13 protein-coding genes and 2 pseudogenes are annotated in these 15,101 nt (G+C 48.9%); 2 read left to right on the top strand and 13 right to left on the bottom strand.

The window, feature by feature from the left end:
* Nucleotides 1-20 precede the first annotated feature (20 nt).
* The 12 genes and pseudogenes from DQM57_RS00715 to pilM all read right to left on the bottom strand — a co-directional run bounded on the left by DQM57_RS00715 (nt 21) and on the right by pilM (nt 10,918).
* On the bottom strand, nt 21-1,328 hold the full coding sequence (locus DQM57_RS00715) for a nucleotide sugar dehydrogenase (protein ID WP_111726294.1): 1,308 nt from the start codon (nt 1,326-1,328) through the stop codon (nt 21-23).
* A gap of 87 nt (nt 1,329-1,415) precedes the next feature.
* Nucleotides 1,416-2,540, bottom strand: a complete 1,125-nt coding sequence (ribD, locus tag DQM57_RS00720) for a bifunctional diaminohydroxyphosphoribosylaminopyrimidine deaminase/5-amino-6-(5-phosphoribosylamino)uracil reductase RibD (protein WP_111726297.1) — start codon at nt 2,538-2,540, stop codon at nt 1,416-1,418.
* Between the two features lie 38 nt (nt 2,541-2,578).
* Nucleotides 2,579-3,040, bottom strand: a complete 462-nt coding sequence (locus DQM57_RS00725; protein ID WP_111726299.1) for a transcriptional regulator NrdR — start codon at nt 3,038-3,040, stop codon at nt 2,579-2,581.
* Nucleotides 3,041-3,067: 27 nt separating this feature from the next.
* Nucleotides 3,068-3,910, bottom strand: coding sequence for a class II glutamine amidotransferase (locus DQM57_RS00730; RefSeq protein ID WP_111726300.1), 843 nt, complete (start codon nt 3,908-3,910; stop codon nt 3,068-3,070).
* Between the two features lie 89 nt (nt 3,911-3,999).
* Nucleotides 4,000-5,079: a 3-dehydroquinate synthase gene (aroB, locus tag DQM57_RS00735; RefSeq protein WP_111726302.1), complete on the bottom strand. Its 1,080-nt coding sequence runs from the start codon at nt 5,077-5,079 to the stop codon at nt 4,000-4,002.
* An 11-nt stretch (nt 5,080-5,090) separates the two neighbouring features.
* Nucleotides 5,091-5,603 (bottom strand): shikimate kinase, encoded by a 513-nt coding sequence (locus tag DQM57_RS00740; RefSeq protein WP_111726304.1) that lies wholly within the window; start codon nt 5,601-5,603, stop codon nt 5,091-5,093.
* A gap of 152 nt (nt 5,604-5,755) precedes the next feature.
* Nucleotides 5,756-7,510 (bottom strand): annotated as a pseudogene (locus tag DQM57_RS00745) (type IV pilus secretin PilQ); the annotation flags it as partial.
* Between the two features lie 39 nt (nt 7,511-7,549).
* Nucleotides 7,550-7,951, bottom strand: a pseudogene (locus DQM57_RS10045) (AMIN domain-containing protein); the annotation flags it as partial.
* A gap of 17 nt (nt 7,952-7,968) precedes the next feature.
* Nucleotides 7,969-8,520 (bottom strand): pilus assembly protein PilP, encoded by a 552-nt coding sequence (locus DQM57_RS00750; protein ID WP_108043410.1) that lies wholly within the window; start codon nt 8,518-8,520, stop codon nt 7,969-7,971.
* Nucleotides 8,521-8,537: 17 nt separating this feature from the next.
* Nucleotides 8,538-9,206 carry a type IV pilus inner membrane component PilO gene (locus DQM57_RS00755; protein ID WP_111726308.1) on the bottom strand — a complete coding sequence of 223 codons (669 nt, stop codon included), beginning with the start codon at nt 9,204-9,206 and terminating at the stop codon, nt 8,538-8,540.
* On the bottom strand, nt 9,207-9,806 hold the full coding sequence (locus DQM57_RS00760) for a PilN domain-containing protein (protein WP_108043408.1): 600 nt from the start codon (nt 9,804-9,806) through the stop codon (nt 9,207-9,209).
* Between the two features lie 2 nt (nt 9,807-9,808).
* Complete coding sequence (gene pilM / locus DQM57_RS00765) at nt 9,809-10,918, bottom strand: type IV pilus biogenesis protein PilM (RefSeq protein ID WP_107959811.1); 1,110 nt, start codon at nt 10,916-10,918, stop codon at nt 9,809-9,811.
* Between the two features lie 152 nt (nt 10,919-11,070).
* Between pilM and DQM57_RS00770 the strand changes: the two genes are divergently transcribed.
* Nucleotides 11,071-13,467, top strand: a complete 2,397-nt coding sequence (locus DQM57_RS00770; protein ID WP_111726310.1) for a penicillin-binding protein 1A — start codon at nt 11,071-11,073, stop codon at nt 13,465-13,467.
* 119 nt (nt 13,468-13,586) lie between these two features.
* Here DQM57_RS00770 and yihA read toward each other — a convergent pair whose 3' ends face one another.
* Complete coding sequence (yihA, locus tag DQM57_RS00775) at nt 13,587-14,216, bottom strand: ribosome biogenesis GTP-binding protein YihA/YsxC (RefSeq protein ID WP_039854198.1); 630 nt, start codon at nt 14,214-14,216, stop codon at nt 13,587-13,589.
* Nucleotides 14,217-14,421: 205 nt separating this feature from the next.
* Between yihA and DQM57_RS00780 the strand changes: the two genes are divergently transcribed.
* The gene (locus DQM57_RS00780; protein WP_111726312.1) at nt 14,422-15,045 is read left to right on the top strand and encodes a c-type cytochrome; all 624 of its coding nucleotides are present in this window, start codon (nt 14,422-14,424) and stop codon (nt 15,043-15,045) included.
* Nucleotides 15,046-15,101: the final 56 nt, after the last annotated feature.

Genomic DNA, 15,101 nt, shown 5'->3' on the forward strand with positions numbered 1-15,101 from the left:
CCGTCTGAAACCTTTCTCTATCAGGCTTTGACGACTTTCGGGCTGCCGTCGCGGAAGCGTCCGCGCGTATCGACGATGAGTTTGGCGTGTTCGGCGATAAGCGGGTAGTCGAATTTGTCATGGTCGGTGGTCAGTACCACGCAGTCGAAGCCTGCCAGCGTTTCTGCCGTAATCGGGGTACTGGAAAGGTTGAAGCAGTGGTGTCCGGGAATATGGGGGAAAACGGCGACATGGGGGTCGGAATAGGCGATGTCCGCCCCCAGTTTGTGCAGCCTGTCCATCACTTCCACCGAGGGGCTTTCGCGCATATCGTCCACGTTTTTTTTGTAGGAAATGCCCAGAATCAGGACTTTGCTGTCTTTGATGGAACGGCCGTTTCCATTGAGGGCGAGGACGGTTTTGCCGATGACGTAGTCGGGCATATGGGAATTGACTTCGCCCGCCAGTTCGATGAAGCGCGTGTTTACGCCGTATTCGCGCGCTTTCCATGTGAGGTAGAAGGGGTCGATGGGGATGCAGTGCCCGCCCAGGCCGGGACCGGGGTAATACGGTACGAAGCCGAAGGGTTTGGTGGCGGCGGCATCGATGACCTCGTGGATGTCTATGCCCATTTTGTCGGCGACGATTTTCATTTCGTTAACCAGGCCGATGTTGACGGCGCGGTGGATGTTTTCCAGCAGCTTGGTCAGTTCGGCGGCCTTGGTCGAGCTGACGGGGACAACCCGGTCGATGGCGGGACTGTACAGTGCGATGCCGACTTCCAGACATGAGGCGGTGTGTCCGCCGACGACTTTGGGGATGGTGCGTGTTTCGAAATGGGGGTTGCCCGGGTCTTCCCGTTCCGGAGAATAGACGAGGAAGATGTCTTTGCCGGCCTTCAGTCCGTTTTCTTCTACGCGCGGCAGCAGTTCTTCTTCGGTGGTGCCGGGATAGGTGGTTGATTCGAGCGATAAAACCTGACCGGCGCGCAGATAGGGTTTGACTGCGTCGGTCGTGCCGGTAACGAAGCTGATATCGGGTTCCCGGTATTTGTTTAAGGGTGTGGGGACGCAGAGGATGACGGCATCCGCTTCGGCAATCCGGGAAAAGTCGTCAGTGGCTTCAAAACCTTTTTGACGTGCCGCTGCGATTTTTCCGGAGGGAATGTGTTCGATATAGCTTTCGCCTGCATTAAGCCTGCCGGTTTTGAAGGTGTCGATGTCGAAGCCTAGGACGCGGAAACCGGCATCGGTGTAGCGCAGCATCAGCGGCAGTCCGACATAGCCCAAACCGACGATGCCGATGACGGCGGTCCGGTCTGCAAATTTTCGGATAAGCTGGTCTTTCATATTGTCCTCACGGCGTTTCAGACGGCAGTGCCGTCTGAAGAATGTTATTTCATCCCGGTATTATATAGTGAAATTGTCATGAATCCGTCAAAAAACGTTATCGTTTTTTCGGAACACGGTTTTGATGTCGTGTTCGAGGATTTCGCTGGAAACGGGCGTCCATAAAGGAGGATCGGTCAGTGCGGCACGGTTCTCGGGCAGGGAGAGCAGGTCTTTGCCGATGCCGAGGATTTTGGGTGAACGGTACAGGACGATTTCGTCTGCCAGATCTTCTGTCAAAAATGCGGATGTGAGTTTAGAACCTGCTTCGACCATGATTTCGCCGAAACCTTCGTCGGCAAGGAGGCGCATCAGGTGGTGCAGGTCGATTTTACCGTCTGCCATTTCAGACGGCATCAGGATGCGGATGTTTGCGTGTTCCCGATAGGGGCGGAGTTTGTCTTCATCGCGTTCCAAGGTGGCGATGTAGGTCGGAGATTGTCCGTCGGTAACCAAATAGCTGTACGGGGGCAGGCGCAGGCGGCTGTCTAACACGATGCGTGCGGGTTGGCGCAGGGTTGGGAAGTCGCGGACGTTGAGTTGGGGATTGTCCGCCAACACCGTGCCGATGCCGGTCAGCACCGCGCAGCTTTCGGCGCGCAAAACCTGTACGTCGGCACGCGCTTCTTCGCCGGTAATCCAAAAGCTGCTGCCGTCTGAAAGCGCGGTTTTGCCGTCCAGCGAAACGGCGCATTTGAGGCGGACGAAGGGGCGACGGCGTTCGATGCGCGATAAAAATCCCCGGTTGAGTTCGCGTGCTTTGTTTTCAAGCAGCCCGCATTCCGTCTTGATGCCAGCTACTTCGAGCAGGGCAAGCCCTTTGCCTGCAACCAGCGGGTTGGGGTCGCGCATGGCGGCAACGACGCGTGTTATGCCGGAACGGAGCAGAGCGTCGGCGCAGGGCGGGGTACGCCCGTAATGGCTGCACGGTTCGAGGGTAACAAAGGCGGTCGCGCCTTGTGCCATTTCGCCCGCCTGATGCAGGGCGTGGACTTCGGCATGGGGTTCGCCCGCTTTGACGTGGAAGCCCTGTCCGACAATTTGTCTGCCGTGTGCGATAACGCAGCCGACGCGCGGATTGGGCGAAGTGGAAAAACGCCCCAAAGCGGCAAGGTCGAGGGCTTGGTGCATCATGGAAACGTCTGTGGAGGAAAAGTATGTATCGGAGAACATGGGGATACCGTATCAGTATGGGTAATGTTTGGGAGGGGTCAGGCTTTGCTGCCTGTTTTGACGGCTTGCGCCAGCCACGAGGCGAAATGTTCCGTGCTGTCGAAGCGTTTGTGCAGGGCTGCGAAGCGGACGGCGGCTTCCGTGTTGTGCTCAAGCAGCTCTTTTAGCACCATGTCGGCAAGTTCGGTGGAGGATATGTCGCGCAAACCTGAATTGTACAGCCTGTATTCCGTCAGGCGGACAATCTCGTCGATTTGCTCCTGGCCGGTGCATTTGCGGACGGCGGCGGTCAGGTCGGCATGAAGCTTCCTTCTGTCGAAAGGACGGCGTTTTTTGTCATGGCCGGTGATTGAGGGCATTTTGAATTCGACGGTTTCGAGTGTGCCGAAGCGTTTGCCGCAGCCGGGGCAGTGGCGGCGGCGGCGGACGGTATTGCGCTCTTCCATCAGGCGGGAATCGGCAACTCGGGTGTCCGGGTGGCTGCAAAACGGGCATTTCATGGTATTTCCTCACTGATGCCGTCTGAATCAAACCGATACGCCGGCTGCGCGTGCGATTTCCAGGCCTTCTTCGGTACTCATATAGACGGGGTTACGGGGTCGGTCGTTTAAAATAATTTTGCCTTCACGGAACATGACCAGTTCGTTCACGGCAAGTTGGGACCATGATTCGTCGCGGGTCAGCGGCAGGGTGGCGATAACGGCAACGCGGTCGTCCGGCGTGGTTACTTCGGCAAAATCGACCATTACATCGTCGTCGAGCAGGCGTGCCTTGCCGAACGGGGCTTGGCGGACGATGTAGTGCAGCAGTGTGCTGGCGTGGGCAAACAGTGATACGCCGTCGGACAAGACGAAGTTAAACAGTCCGAATTTGCGGATTTCGTGCGTCAGCCCGGCAATGGCGTCAAACAGGGTTTCGTCGTCGGGACGTGTGTCGAAGCGGGTGCGGAGGCGGTTGAGGATGTGGCAGAATGCGCGTTCGGAGTCGGTGGTGCCGACGGGATGGAAGAATTCGCCCTGTGCGGGAAAGAAGTCGGCCAAATGCCCGTTGTGTGCAAACAGCCAGTAGCCGCCCCACATTTCACGCATAAAGGGATGTGTGTTCGCCAGCGAGGTTTGTCCTTGCGATGCTTTGCGGATATGGGCGACGACGTTTTCCGATTTAATCTGGTAGGCGCGCACAAGGTCGGCGACGGGGGAGTTTGCACTCGGCTTGTCGTCATGGAACAGGCGCACGCCTTTGCCTTCGAAGAACCCGATGCCGAAACCGTCGGCATGATGGTCGGTAATGCCACCCCTGCGGCGGAATCCTTCAAAGGAAAACATAATATCGGTCGGCGTATTGCAGTTCATGCCCAGCAGTTGACACATGGTTTGTCCAAGTCGTTCATATAGTAGTCGGATTATACTCCGAACTGAAAATGCCGTCTGAACGCTTCAGACGGCATTATTATCGGGAATCAGAGATAGGGTTGCAGGGTGCGCCGGAGAATGTCCGTATCAGTGATTTCGGTAATGACGGCTTCGCCCAGCCTCTTTAATCCGATGAAGCGCATCACGCCGCCGCTGACTTTTTTATCGTGGCTCATATGTTCGAGCCATTTTTCGAATGGGAACACGGGCGGTGCGGACGGCAGTTTGGCGGCTTCGAACAGGGCGGCAAGCCGTGCGGTATCTGCGGCGGAGGTGTTGCCCAGTTGTTCGGACAAACGCCCGGCTAAAACACAGCCGGCGGCGACGGCTTCTCCATGCAGCCAAGTGCCGTAACCCATCTCGGTTTCAATGGCGTGTCCGAAGGTGTGTCCGAGGTTGAGCCATGCGCGTATGCCTTGTTCGGTCTCGTCCTGTGCGACGATGTCTGCCTTCATTTGGCAGCAACGGTACACGGCTTCGGCGAGTTTTCCTTTGTCGAGCGTCATCAGTCCGGATATGTTTTGTTCGAGCCATTCGAAAAAACCGATGTCGCCGAGCGCACCGTATTTGATGACTTCCGCCATACCGGCGGACAATTCGCGGACGGGCAGGGTGTGCAGCGTATCCAAGTCAGCAAGCACCGCCTGCGGCTGGTAAAACGCGCCGATCATATTTTTACCGAGCGGGTGGTTGATGGCAGTTTTGCCGCCAACCGATGAGTCAACCTGGCTTAACAGCGTAGTCGGTATTTGAATGAATGGGGCACCGCGCTGGTAGGTGGCGGCGGCAAAGCCGACCATGTCGCCGATAACGCCGCCGCCCAGCGCAATCAGCGTGGTTTTGCGTTCGGCGCGGTTTTGAATCAGTCCGTCAAAAATAAGGTTGAGCGTCTGCCAATTTTTATATATTTCCCCGTCAGGCAGGATAATGCTGAAATGGGGAATGCCTGCCTCGTCTAATGCCGTCTGAAGCGTATGGAGATAAAGCGGGGCAACGGTTTTATTGGTAATGATGGCGGCACGCCTGCCAAGATACGGTTGGAGCAGGCTGCCGGCCTGCCGTATGAGTCCGTTGCCGATAAAGATAGGGTAGGTGTGCGAAGGTGCGTGTACGTTCAGTGTTTTCATGCGTCGGTTTTTTATTCGGATAAAAGGTTGAGCAGGGTTTGTATGGTTTGCCGGCAGTTTCCCGATTCGACGGTGAAATCGGCGGTTTGCCTGTAAAGCGGGTCGCGTGCGGCGTAGAGTTCGCGCAATCTGCCTAAGGGATCGGCAACTTGTAAAAGGGGGCGGTTACTGTCGCAGCGCGTCCGTTCGAGTAGCGTTTCAGGTTGCGCGTGCAGATAAACGACCGTTCCGCTTTTGCGGATTAGATTGCGGTTTTCTTCTTTTAAAACGGCACCGCCACCGGTGGATAGGACGATATTGGGCAGGATAACCAGCTTTTTAAGCATGGTGGTTTCGCGTGAACGGAATCCCTGTTCTCCTTCCATTTCAAATATGGTGGGGATGGAAACGCCGGCGGCTGCCGAAACTTCATGGTCGCAGTCGTAAAAGCAGTAATTTAGGGAGCGGGCAACCTGTCTGCCCAGGGTGGTTTTGCCAGCACCCATCAGCCCGATGAGGATAAGTTTGTCGGTAAAATTTTTCATGGCGTAATTTTATACGATATTGGCAGGACTGGTAGGGGCTTAAGGTGTATCGGGATGGGAATTCAGTTTCAGGCGGTATTTTGACGGGTGTTGGATTTCAGATAAAAAAAGGCATATGCTGCAAAACATATGCCCTTTTTTACGTTTACGGATTAATAGCGCAGGTTGCTGCCGACCGTATCCATGATTCTCGGAGTAATGAAAATCAGCAGTTCGCGACGGCTTTGGCTGTTTTGGCGCGTTTTGAACAGGTTGCCGATGACGGGAATATCGCCCAACAAGGGGATTTTGGTCAGCGTATTACCGTTTTCTTCTTCATAAATGCCGCCGACAATCAATGTGCCGCCGTTTTCAACCATTGCTTGAGTATCCAGATTTTTGGTTTGGATACATTTGGTTGCTTCGTTTTTCACACGGCAGTCAATCGGAGTGTCTTTATTGATTTTGACATTCATGATGATTTGACCGTCAGGCGTGATATTCGGGGTAACAACCAAGCCCAATACGGCTTTTTTGAAGGTTGTAGTCGTGGTGGTGTTGTTACCTGATGTCGAAGTATCTTGGTAGGGAATTTCCGTACCTGATTCGATTTTGGCTTCCTGACGGTTTTGGGTCAGCACGCGCGGATTGGCAAGCGTTTTGGTTTTGGAAAGTTGTTCAGATGCTGACAGCTCCAAGTTCAGGGCACCGGACGAAAGTGCGCGTACCAGTGCGATGCTGTTTGCGGCAGCGGCAACCGGCAGGTTGATATTGGTGTTGACCGACCAACGTCCGCTGGATGTTCCGATATTGCCGCCTGTTCCGCCGTTATTCGCTGCAGAAATCCCACCGCTTCCGGAGTTGAATCCCCATGCGGTTTGTCGTTCGGTACCTCCGTAACCGAATTTTACACCTAAGTCGCGTGCGAAACCGTCGGTTGCTTCAACGATACGCGCTTCAATCATGACTTGTTGCGCAGGTACGTCCAATTCGTCAATCAGTTTGCGGAATTTCTCAATGACGCTGCGGGTGTCGGTAACAATCAGGGTGTTGGTGGCAGGGTCAATCAATGCACTGCCCCGGTTGCTTAGAAGCGTATTGCGTGTGTTATTAGTGTCAATTTCGTCCAAGCGGAGGATTTTGCGGAACTCTTCCACATTTTTATATTTTAATTGGAAGTTCTGAGAATAGAGGGAACCGAGTTCGGCAATTTCTTTTTCTGCTTGTAGGAAGGCTTTATCTTTGGCAAGCAGCTCGTCGCGGGGTGCGATGTTGATAATATTTCCTTGCTGGCGCATATCCAGATTACGTGCCTGCATAACCAGATCCAGGGCCTGATCCCAAGGTACGTCTTTAAGGGAGAGGGTCATTTTACCGTTGACAGTATCGCTGGCAACGATATTGGTACCTGATTCTTTTGCTAAAATTTGCAAGATGGTGCGAACTTCGACATCTTGGAAGTCAAGGGAGATTTTTCTGCCTTTGAAGACTTTGGGTGCGTTGTTTAAACCATTAGATTCAATGTTTTGTTTTTTAGGTAGAATTTGAAAGGTAAAACGTCCTGCAGATGCGGATTTGTTGATAAATTCCCAATTGCCGGTCATTTTGATAATGAGTTGGGTATCGTTGTTAATACGTTTCAGTGTAACGTTTTGTACCGGTGTTTTGAAGTCTGCCACGTCCAGGCTGCGTTGTTGTGCAGTTGTCAGGGTGTGGTTTTTCAGAGTAATGATTACTCGGTCGCGTTGTTGGCGGATGTCGGGTTGTCCGGAAAAACCTAAGGCAGCCAATTCGACTATACCTGCGTTCTTACTGTCTTTGCGGAAGTCGATATTGGTTTGTTTTGTCGGCATTGCAGCCGTTTGTTGCGTTGCGGCAGGACTAAACGGTGCGGATACGGATACTACAGATTCGCTGAACGGAGAGGAAGGTTGTGTTCGCGGCATGGTTTGTACGGGTGCACGTACAGGAGCTGATGTGGTATCGGAAGACTCATTAATAAGAATCCAAACTTCGTTTCCTCGTACTTCGGTATTGTACTGGCCTGGTTTGTTTAAATTAAGAACCAGGCGTGCACGGTTGCTGTTTTGAGCAGCACTAATTTTGTTTAACAGGGAATCTGCATATTCAAGAACCTGTTGATCCATAGAAATGCCGGTTTGTTCAAAGTCTAAAGCAATACGCGCAGGCGAGGAGGTTACAAAACCGGTAGGGCTCACAACCTCTTTATCAAAGCTGACTTTGATGATTTTTTGTTTATTGGGTAAGGAAGAAACCTTAATATCTGTGATGTTTCCTGCTGATGCCGTCTGAAAGGCTGCGGTTGCGATAAACAGACCGGAAATAATTTTCGTCAGTTTTGTATTCATTTGGAATAATCCCCTTCTTAATTTTGCTCATTGGCAGATGCTGCCGTTTGTTCGGTATCGGTATTTTTGTCGGAAGGTTGCAGTGGCAGTTCTGCTTTGCGGGAGACCCAGTTGCCTGTGCTGTCTTCTATCAATTCGTTCAAGATGATACTGTTTTCGGTAATATTTTGGATTCTACCGTAATTTTGTCCTAAATAGTTTCCAACACCGACAGTATAGACATAACCTTCGACTTCGATAAAGCCGGATACTTTTTGTTTAGATTTTAATATACCGACATAACGCATATTTTCTAAACTGAATTTTTCCAGTGTTTCTTTAACACGGTTTGTATCTGGAGCATTTCCTCCTTTTTTTACGGTCTCCATCCGGCGGAAATCGAACGCGTTGAACCCTGTGGGTTGGGGCGGGTTATATACTGGTGCAACCGGGAGGGTGGGTGCTTGGAAAGGTATGATTTCTGCTTTGGCTTTACGTTGTGTCTGCGCCATCCATTCGTTTAGGTCTTCGGAACCTTGGGAACATGCGGAGAGAGCCAGAAAGCTGATGAGTAAGGCATAGTGTTTCATGGTTTCCCTAACATAAGTTATTTTTGTTCAGTATCTTGTGCTGCTTTATCAGCCTGCTGTTGTGCGGCTTCTGCGGCAAGTTCTTCTACGGATTTTGCTTTATAAGTTGTAGCAATGGCACTTAAATTTAGTATGCTGCTTTTGCCGTCTGAATTATCTCCATTTTCTGCAGATTGAACAATTTTCAGCGATTCAAGGGTAATAATTCGGGATAAACTGCCTACATCGCGGGTAAATTGGCTGATTTGATCGTAATTTCCTGTAATGGAAATAGAGTAGGGCAGTCTTTTTATAGGACCGTCATCAACGGGTGGTTGCGGCATAACACTGTCCAAACGCAGTCCGTTGCTTGAGCCTGCTTGGTGAAGTTCTTGTACCAAATTAGGAATTTCAGCATCGGTCGGCAATTGTTTCAGCATGATGTTAAAAGCAGAATGGATGGCGGCCAGTTCATCTCTCAGGTTGTTTAGACTGGCTGCATCAATACTTTTCTGTTTATAGGTATTTTTCAGCTCAACCTCTTTTGCTTTATACTCTTCCAGGGATTCAATCTGATTTTTGAATAAGCCGATGTAACCCAATCCCAGCATGGCAGCAATAATTATTAGGACTATAAACAGCTTTGAGGGGAGGTTGAGTAGATAAAGATTGTTGAAATCTAAATTTTTCATTGATTTGGAAGCCATTTAGTTTGTCTCCTGTGTATTTTCCGGAGCAGGGTTCTTTGCAGTCTCAGAAGCCTTTACGATGGGGTTTAATGTTGCTTGCAGAGTAAATTCTTGGTATGAATTGTTTTTCTTAATACTTAACAATTCCGGTTGGTTAAATATACCTGTATTCGGCATAGCCCTCATCATATTGGCAACACGGTTGTCACTGGACGTTCTGCCGTTCAGTCGGTAAGAGTCGGCAGTGACGGCCTCCAGTGAAGTCAGATAGGTATTGTCAGGGATGGTTTCGTTTAGACTGTCAAGGATTTTTGCTGCTTGGAGGCGTTTGAGTTGAAGCTCCTCAATTTTATTTTTCTTAAGCAGGAAAGCATCTTTCTCTTGTTTTAGTTTTTGGATTTCAGTCAATTCACTGTCTAAGTGCGCGATAGAGGTTTCTAGAAGGGTATTCCTCTCCAGCTGGTTATTGGTCATGTTGTCAATAAACAGGTAAGCCCCCGCAATGGAAGCGAAGCCAATTAATACGGCACCATACATAAGTGTTTTGAATTGTTGCTGTTTACGCCTGTTGATTTCCTCCCTGTAGGGAAGAAGGTTAATTTTAATTAGATTATTCATAGTTATAGTCCCCGTGCAGCTAAACCGAACGCTGTAGTTAATATAGGCGCATCAAGTTCGAATTGTTTTTTATCTATTTTGAGGTTGTCTGCAAAATAGCTTGCAGGATGGATACACTGTACCTCTGCGTTCGTTTGAGAGGCTATGGTTTGTGCAATACCTTTTTGGCGTGTTGCCGCACCTGTTAGCAGGATGTGTTTGATATTAGTCATATCATCCGCAGTTTGCGTAGTGTAATAGAACTGCAAAACCCTTTGTATTTCTTGGGTAATTTGCTGGTTGAAATGAACAGCCACAGTTTCTTGGTAATCAGAAGGTTTTTGCGGGGAGTTAATGATTTCTTCGGCTTTTTCCTCTGTTACCTGATAGGTGCGTTGGATGAGTTGGTTGAGCTGTTTCTCGCTGATAGGGGTCTCCTGTTTATACAGGATTTTACCGTTTTGAATGACTAAGGCATAGGTTTGTGTCGCATATACGCCGAAAATGGCAACTTTTTCTCCAGTAAGTTCCGGATTAAAGTTATTTATCCATAGGGTATAGGCGTTGTACTGCCCAAAAATATCTACATCAAGTGCAGATAATTTCATACCAGCTTCGTTAAAAGCTTCAATTAGCGGTTCGATATCATCTTTTCTTGATGCTACGGCTAAAATGGTCTGATTGGCAGAAGGAGGGGTTAGAACCTGATAGTCGTAATTGACTTCCTCTAAGGAACTTATTTCAGAGATGGCGGATTCTACAAATTCTTCCAAGTCCAAATCTGTATCTTTTGTTGTGTAGGTCAATTGTTCTGTCGTTGCCAGATTTTGTGGAATAGCAGCGATAATATTTTTGCATGTGCTGTTCAGTTTGACATACGCCTGTTGCAAATATGTAACAAATTGGCCGTGGTTTTGAATTTTATTGTCTTGGACGATATTCTTTGGTAATTTGACGATGACGTATTTTTCCAGCTGAATTTGGTTTAAACTACGTCCTGACAATTGAACCATTTTGATAGAATACTGGTCGATATCAATGCCGATTGCTGCATGATTATTGAATCCCGAAGATTTCTTAGGGAGCTTGGCATCTGTTTTTTTAGGGGTTTTCAAGCTTTTAAACAAGCGCATAATGAAGATTCCTGCGTTATTTGTACAGTGAGTAACCGTTTCGGTATCCGTAATGGATTTCTTGTTCTTTGCACACTAACACTGTGCTTTGTAGAAATCGGTTGCTATTTTACTTTATTTAATACTAATAATGGTAAATTATCATTTCAATTATGATTAAAAAGATTGTAACAACCTGTTTTGGGTTGGTTTTGGGATTGTGTGTGTTTGGCGTCGGATTGGTTGCAATTGCTATTTTGGTAACGTATCCGAAATTGCCTTCCTTAGACTCATTGCAACATTATCAGCCCAAAATGCCGTTAACTATTTATTCGGCAGATGGAGAGGTTATCGGTATATACGGGGAGCAACGGCGAGAATTTACAAAAATCGGCGATTTCCCCGAGGTATTGAGGAATGCGGTTATTGCTGCCGAGGATAAACGGTTTTATCAGCATTGGGGCGTGGATGTTTGGGGTGTCGCAAGGGCGGTTGTTGGCAATATTGTGGCCGGCGGGGTGCAGTCGGGTGCAAGCACGATTACGCAGCAGGTGGCGAAGAATTTTTATTTGAGCAGTGAAAAGACATTTACGCGGAAGTTCAATGAGGCGTTGCTTGCTTATAAAATCGAGCAGTCTTTGAGTAAGGATAAAATCCTTGAGCTGTATTTCAATCAAATTTACTTGGGTCAGCGCGCTTATGGTTTCGCGTCTGCCGCGCAAATCTATTTTAATAAAGATGTCAGAGAGTTAACTCTGGCGGAAGCTGCTATGCTGGCGGGGCTGCCTAAGGCTCCGTCTGCCTATAACCCGATTGTTAATCCGGAACGTGCCAAGTTGCGTCAAAAGTATATTTTGAACAACATGCTTGAGGAAAAGATGATTACCTTGCAACAGCGCGATCAGGCGTTGAATGAGGAACTGCATTATGAGCGGTTTGTTCAGAAAATTGATCAGAGCGCTCTATATGTTGCAGAAATGGTGCGTCAGGAATTGTATGAGAAGTATGGTGAAGACGCTTATACGCAGGGCTTTAAGGTTTATACGACGGTACGTACCGATCATCAGAAAGTAGCGACAGAGGCGTTGCGCAAAGCGTTGCGGAATTTTGATCGCGGCAGCAGTTATCGCGGTGCAGAAAGCTATATTGATTTGAGCAAAGGAGAAGATGTTGAAGAGACTGTCAGTCAATATCTTTCGGGACTTTATACCGTCGATAAAATGGTTCCTGCCGTCGTATTGGATGTGACTAAAAGGAAAAATGTCGTCATACAGTTGCCCAGTGGTAAGCGGGTTACGCTTGACGGTCGTTCCTTAGGTTTTGCAGCCCGTGCGGTCAATAATGAAAAAATGGGAGAGAACCGTATCCGTAGGGGTTCGGTTATACGTGTTAGGAACAATGGCGGGCGTTGGGTGGTAGTTCAAGAGCCGCTCTTGCAAGGAGCATTGGTTTCACTTGATGCCAAAACGGGTGCGGTTCGTGCGCTGGTCGGCGGTTATGATTTCCATAGTAAAACATTCAACCGTGCTGCTCAGGCTATGCGGCAGCCGGGTTCTACATTTAAGCCATTTGTTTATTCGGCAGCTTTATCTAAGGGTATGACTGCCTCCACAATGGTTAACGATGCCCCAATTTCCCTGCCTGGAAAAGGTGCAAACGGTTCGGTTTGGACGCCTAAAAATTCAGACGGCAGATATTCGGGCTACATTACTTTGAGGCAGGCATTGACTGCTTCTAAAAATATGGTTTCTATCCGTATTCTGATGTCTATCGGCGTGGGTTATGCGCAGCAATATATCCAGCGTTTCGGCTTTAAACCGTCTGAACTGCCGGCCAGTCTTTCTATGGCTTTAGGTACGGGCGAGACGACTCCTTTGAAGATAGCGGAGGCTTATAGTGTGTTTGCAAACGGGGGGTATAGGGTCTCTTCGCATGTAATCGATAAAATTTATGACAGTGACGGCAGGTTGCGTGCGCAAATGCAACCCTTGGTGGCTGGGCAAAATGCACCTCAGGCAATTGATCCGCGCAATGCCTATATTATGTATAAGATTATGCAGGATGTCGTCCGCGTCGGTACAGCAAGGGGGGCGGCCGCGTTGGGTAGGTCGGATATTGCCGGTAAAACAGGTACAACCAATGATAACAAGGATGCGTGGTTTGTCGGTTTTAATCCTGATGTGGTTACTGCCGTATATATTGGTTTTGACAAGCCTAAGAGTATGGGGCGTGCCGGTTATGGCGGCACGATTGCCGTGCCGGTTTGGGTAGACTATATGCGTTTTGCACTGAAGGGCGGACAGGGTAAAGGAATGAAAGTGCCTGAAGGGGTAGTCAGCAGTAATGGTGAATACTATATGAAGGAACGCATGGTAACCGATCCGGGTTTGGTTGTAGATAACAGTGGTATCGCAGCGCAACCCTCCCGTCGGATTAGGGAGGATAAAGAGGTGGGGGCTGAAGACGTTGAACGCGGAGTGGCTGACGAAGTACGTCAAGATGTACAGGAAACCCCTGTACTGCCAAGTAATACGGGCTCCAAACAGCCGCAACTGGATTCCCTGTTTTAAAGGTTGTAGACAATGCCGTCTGAAAAGGTTTTCAGACGGCATTTTATATTTAGGGAAGGTAATTTTTTAAATGTTTGCGGTTGGTCAAGTGGGGTAAATACATTTTCCGTATAATGGGTTCAGTCTTCTACCGAAAGGGATAAGGCAACATCTGTTGCAGCAAACCAGCTTCCAACTGTTTGGTTTACTTCTTCCAAACCTTGTTTTTTCAGGCTGGAAAACAGCTGTACGCTGATGTTCTGCCTTTCAGAGTAGGGCTTGAGCAGTTTTTTAACTTGGGACAGGGTTTTAATCTGTTCGTTTTTGGATAACTTGTCGGCTTTTGAAAGCAGGATGTGAACCGGTCGGCCTGTGGTGTGGAAAAAATCCAACATACGTATGTCGAGTTCTTTTAGAGGATGACGTGCATCCATAATCAAAATCAGGCCTATCAACTGTTTGCGTTGTTGGAGATAATCGCCAAGCAGCTTGACCCAGTGAGTCCGTATTGCTTCCGGAACTTGTGCATAACCGTAGCCGGGCAGGTCAACCAGGAAATTACCGTTTTGAAGCTCGAAGAAGTTGATATGTTGCGTCCGTCCGGGTGTCTTGGAAACATAAGCGAGGCGGACATGGTTTGTCAGGGTGTTGATAGCACTGGATTTTCCGGCATTGCTCCTGCCGACGAAGGCAATTTCGAGAGGGGTGTCGGGCAGGTCTTTAAGGTGGTTGACCGTTGTGAAGAACTTGGCGTTTTGAAAAAGATTCATGGGCATATCCTTGTTTTCTGCCGCCGTTTGACCGACAGCAAAAATATGCGGTTGGTTTTATATGAAACAGAGTAGTAATTTAATGTAAATTTAGTATAGAATAACACGTTTACAGAATCATCGGTTTTAATCGGATTAAAAATCCCGTATTTGAATATAAAAAGAGCATTGTTGCATTATCCAATGCTGTAATCAGGAGCACTCCATGAAACGATTGACTTTATTGGCCTTTGTTTTGGCTGCCGGTGCGGTTTCCGCATCTCCCAAAGCGGACGTGGAAAAAGGCAAGCAGGTTGCCGCAACGGTTTGTGCGGCTTGCCATGCAGCAGACGGTAACAGCGGCATTGCTATGTATCCGCGTTTGGCGGCACAGCATACTGCTTACATCTATCATCAAACTATCGGTATCCGTGACGGCAAACGCACCCACGGTTCGGCAGCTGTGATGAAGCCAATGGTAATGAATTTGAGCGATCAGGATATTTTGAATGTATCCACATTCTATGCCAAACAGCAGCCGAAATCCGGTGAGGCAAATCCTAAGGAAAATCCCGAATTGGGCGCAAAAATTTACCGCGGCGGTTTGAGTGAGAAAAAATTACCTGCTTGTATGTCCTGCCACGGTCCGAGTGGTGCGGGTATGCCCGGGGGTGGAAGTGAGATTCAGGCTTATCCGCGCTTGGGAGGACAACATCAGGCATATATTATCGACCAGATGAACGCTTATAAATCCGGTCAGCGCAAAAATGCCATTATGGCGGATATTGCAAACCGAATGTCCGAAGAAGATTTAAAAGCAGTTGCTAACTTTATCCAGGGTTTGCATTAATTATCCAAGAGTCTGCTTCAGAAGCCGTCTGAAAAGGTTTTCAGACGGCTTCAGAC

It is taken from the genome of Neisseria cinerea, assembly GCF_900475315.1.
Taxonomy (GTDB): domain Bacteria; phylum Pseudomonadota; class Gammaproteobacteria; order Burkholderiales; family Neisseriaceae; genus Neisseria; species Neisseria cinerea.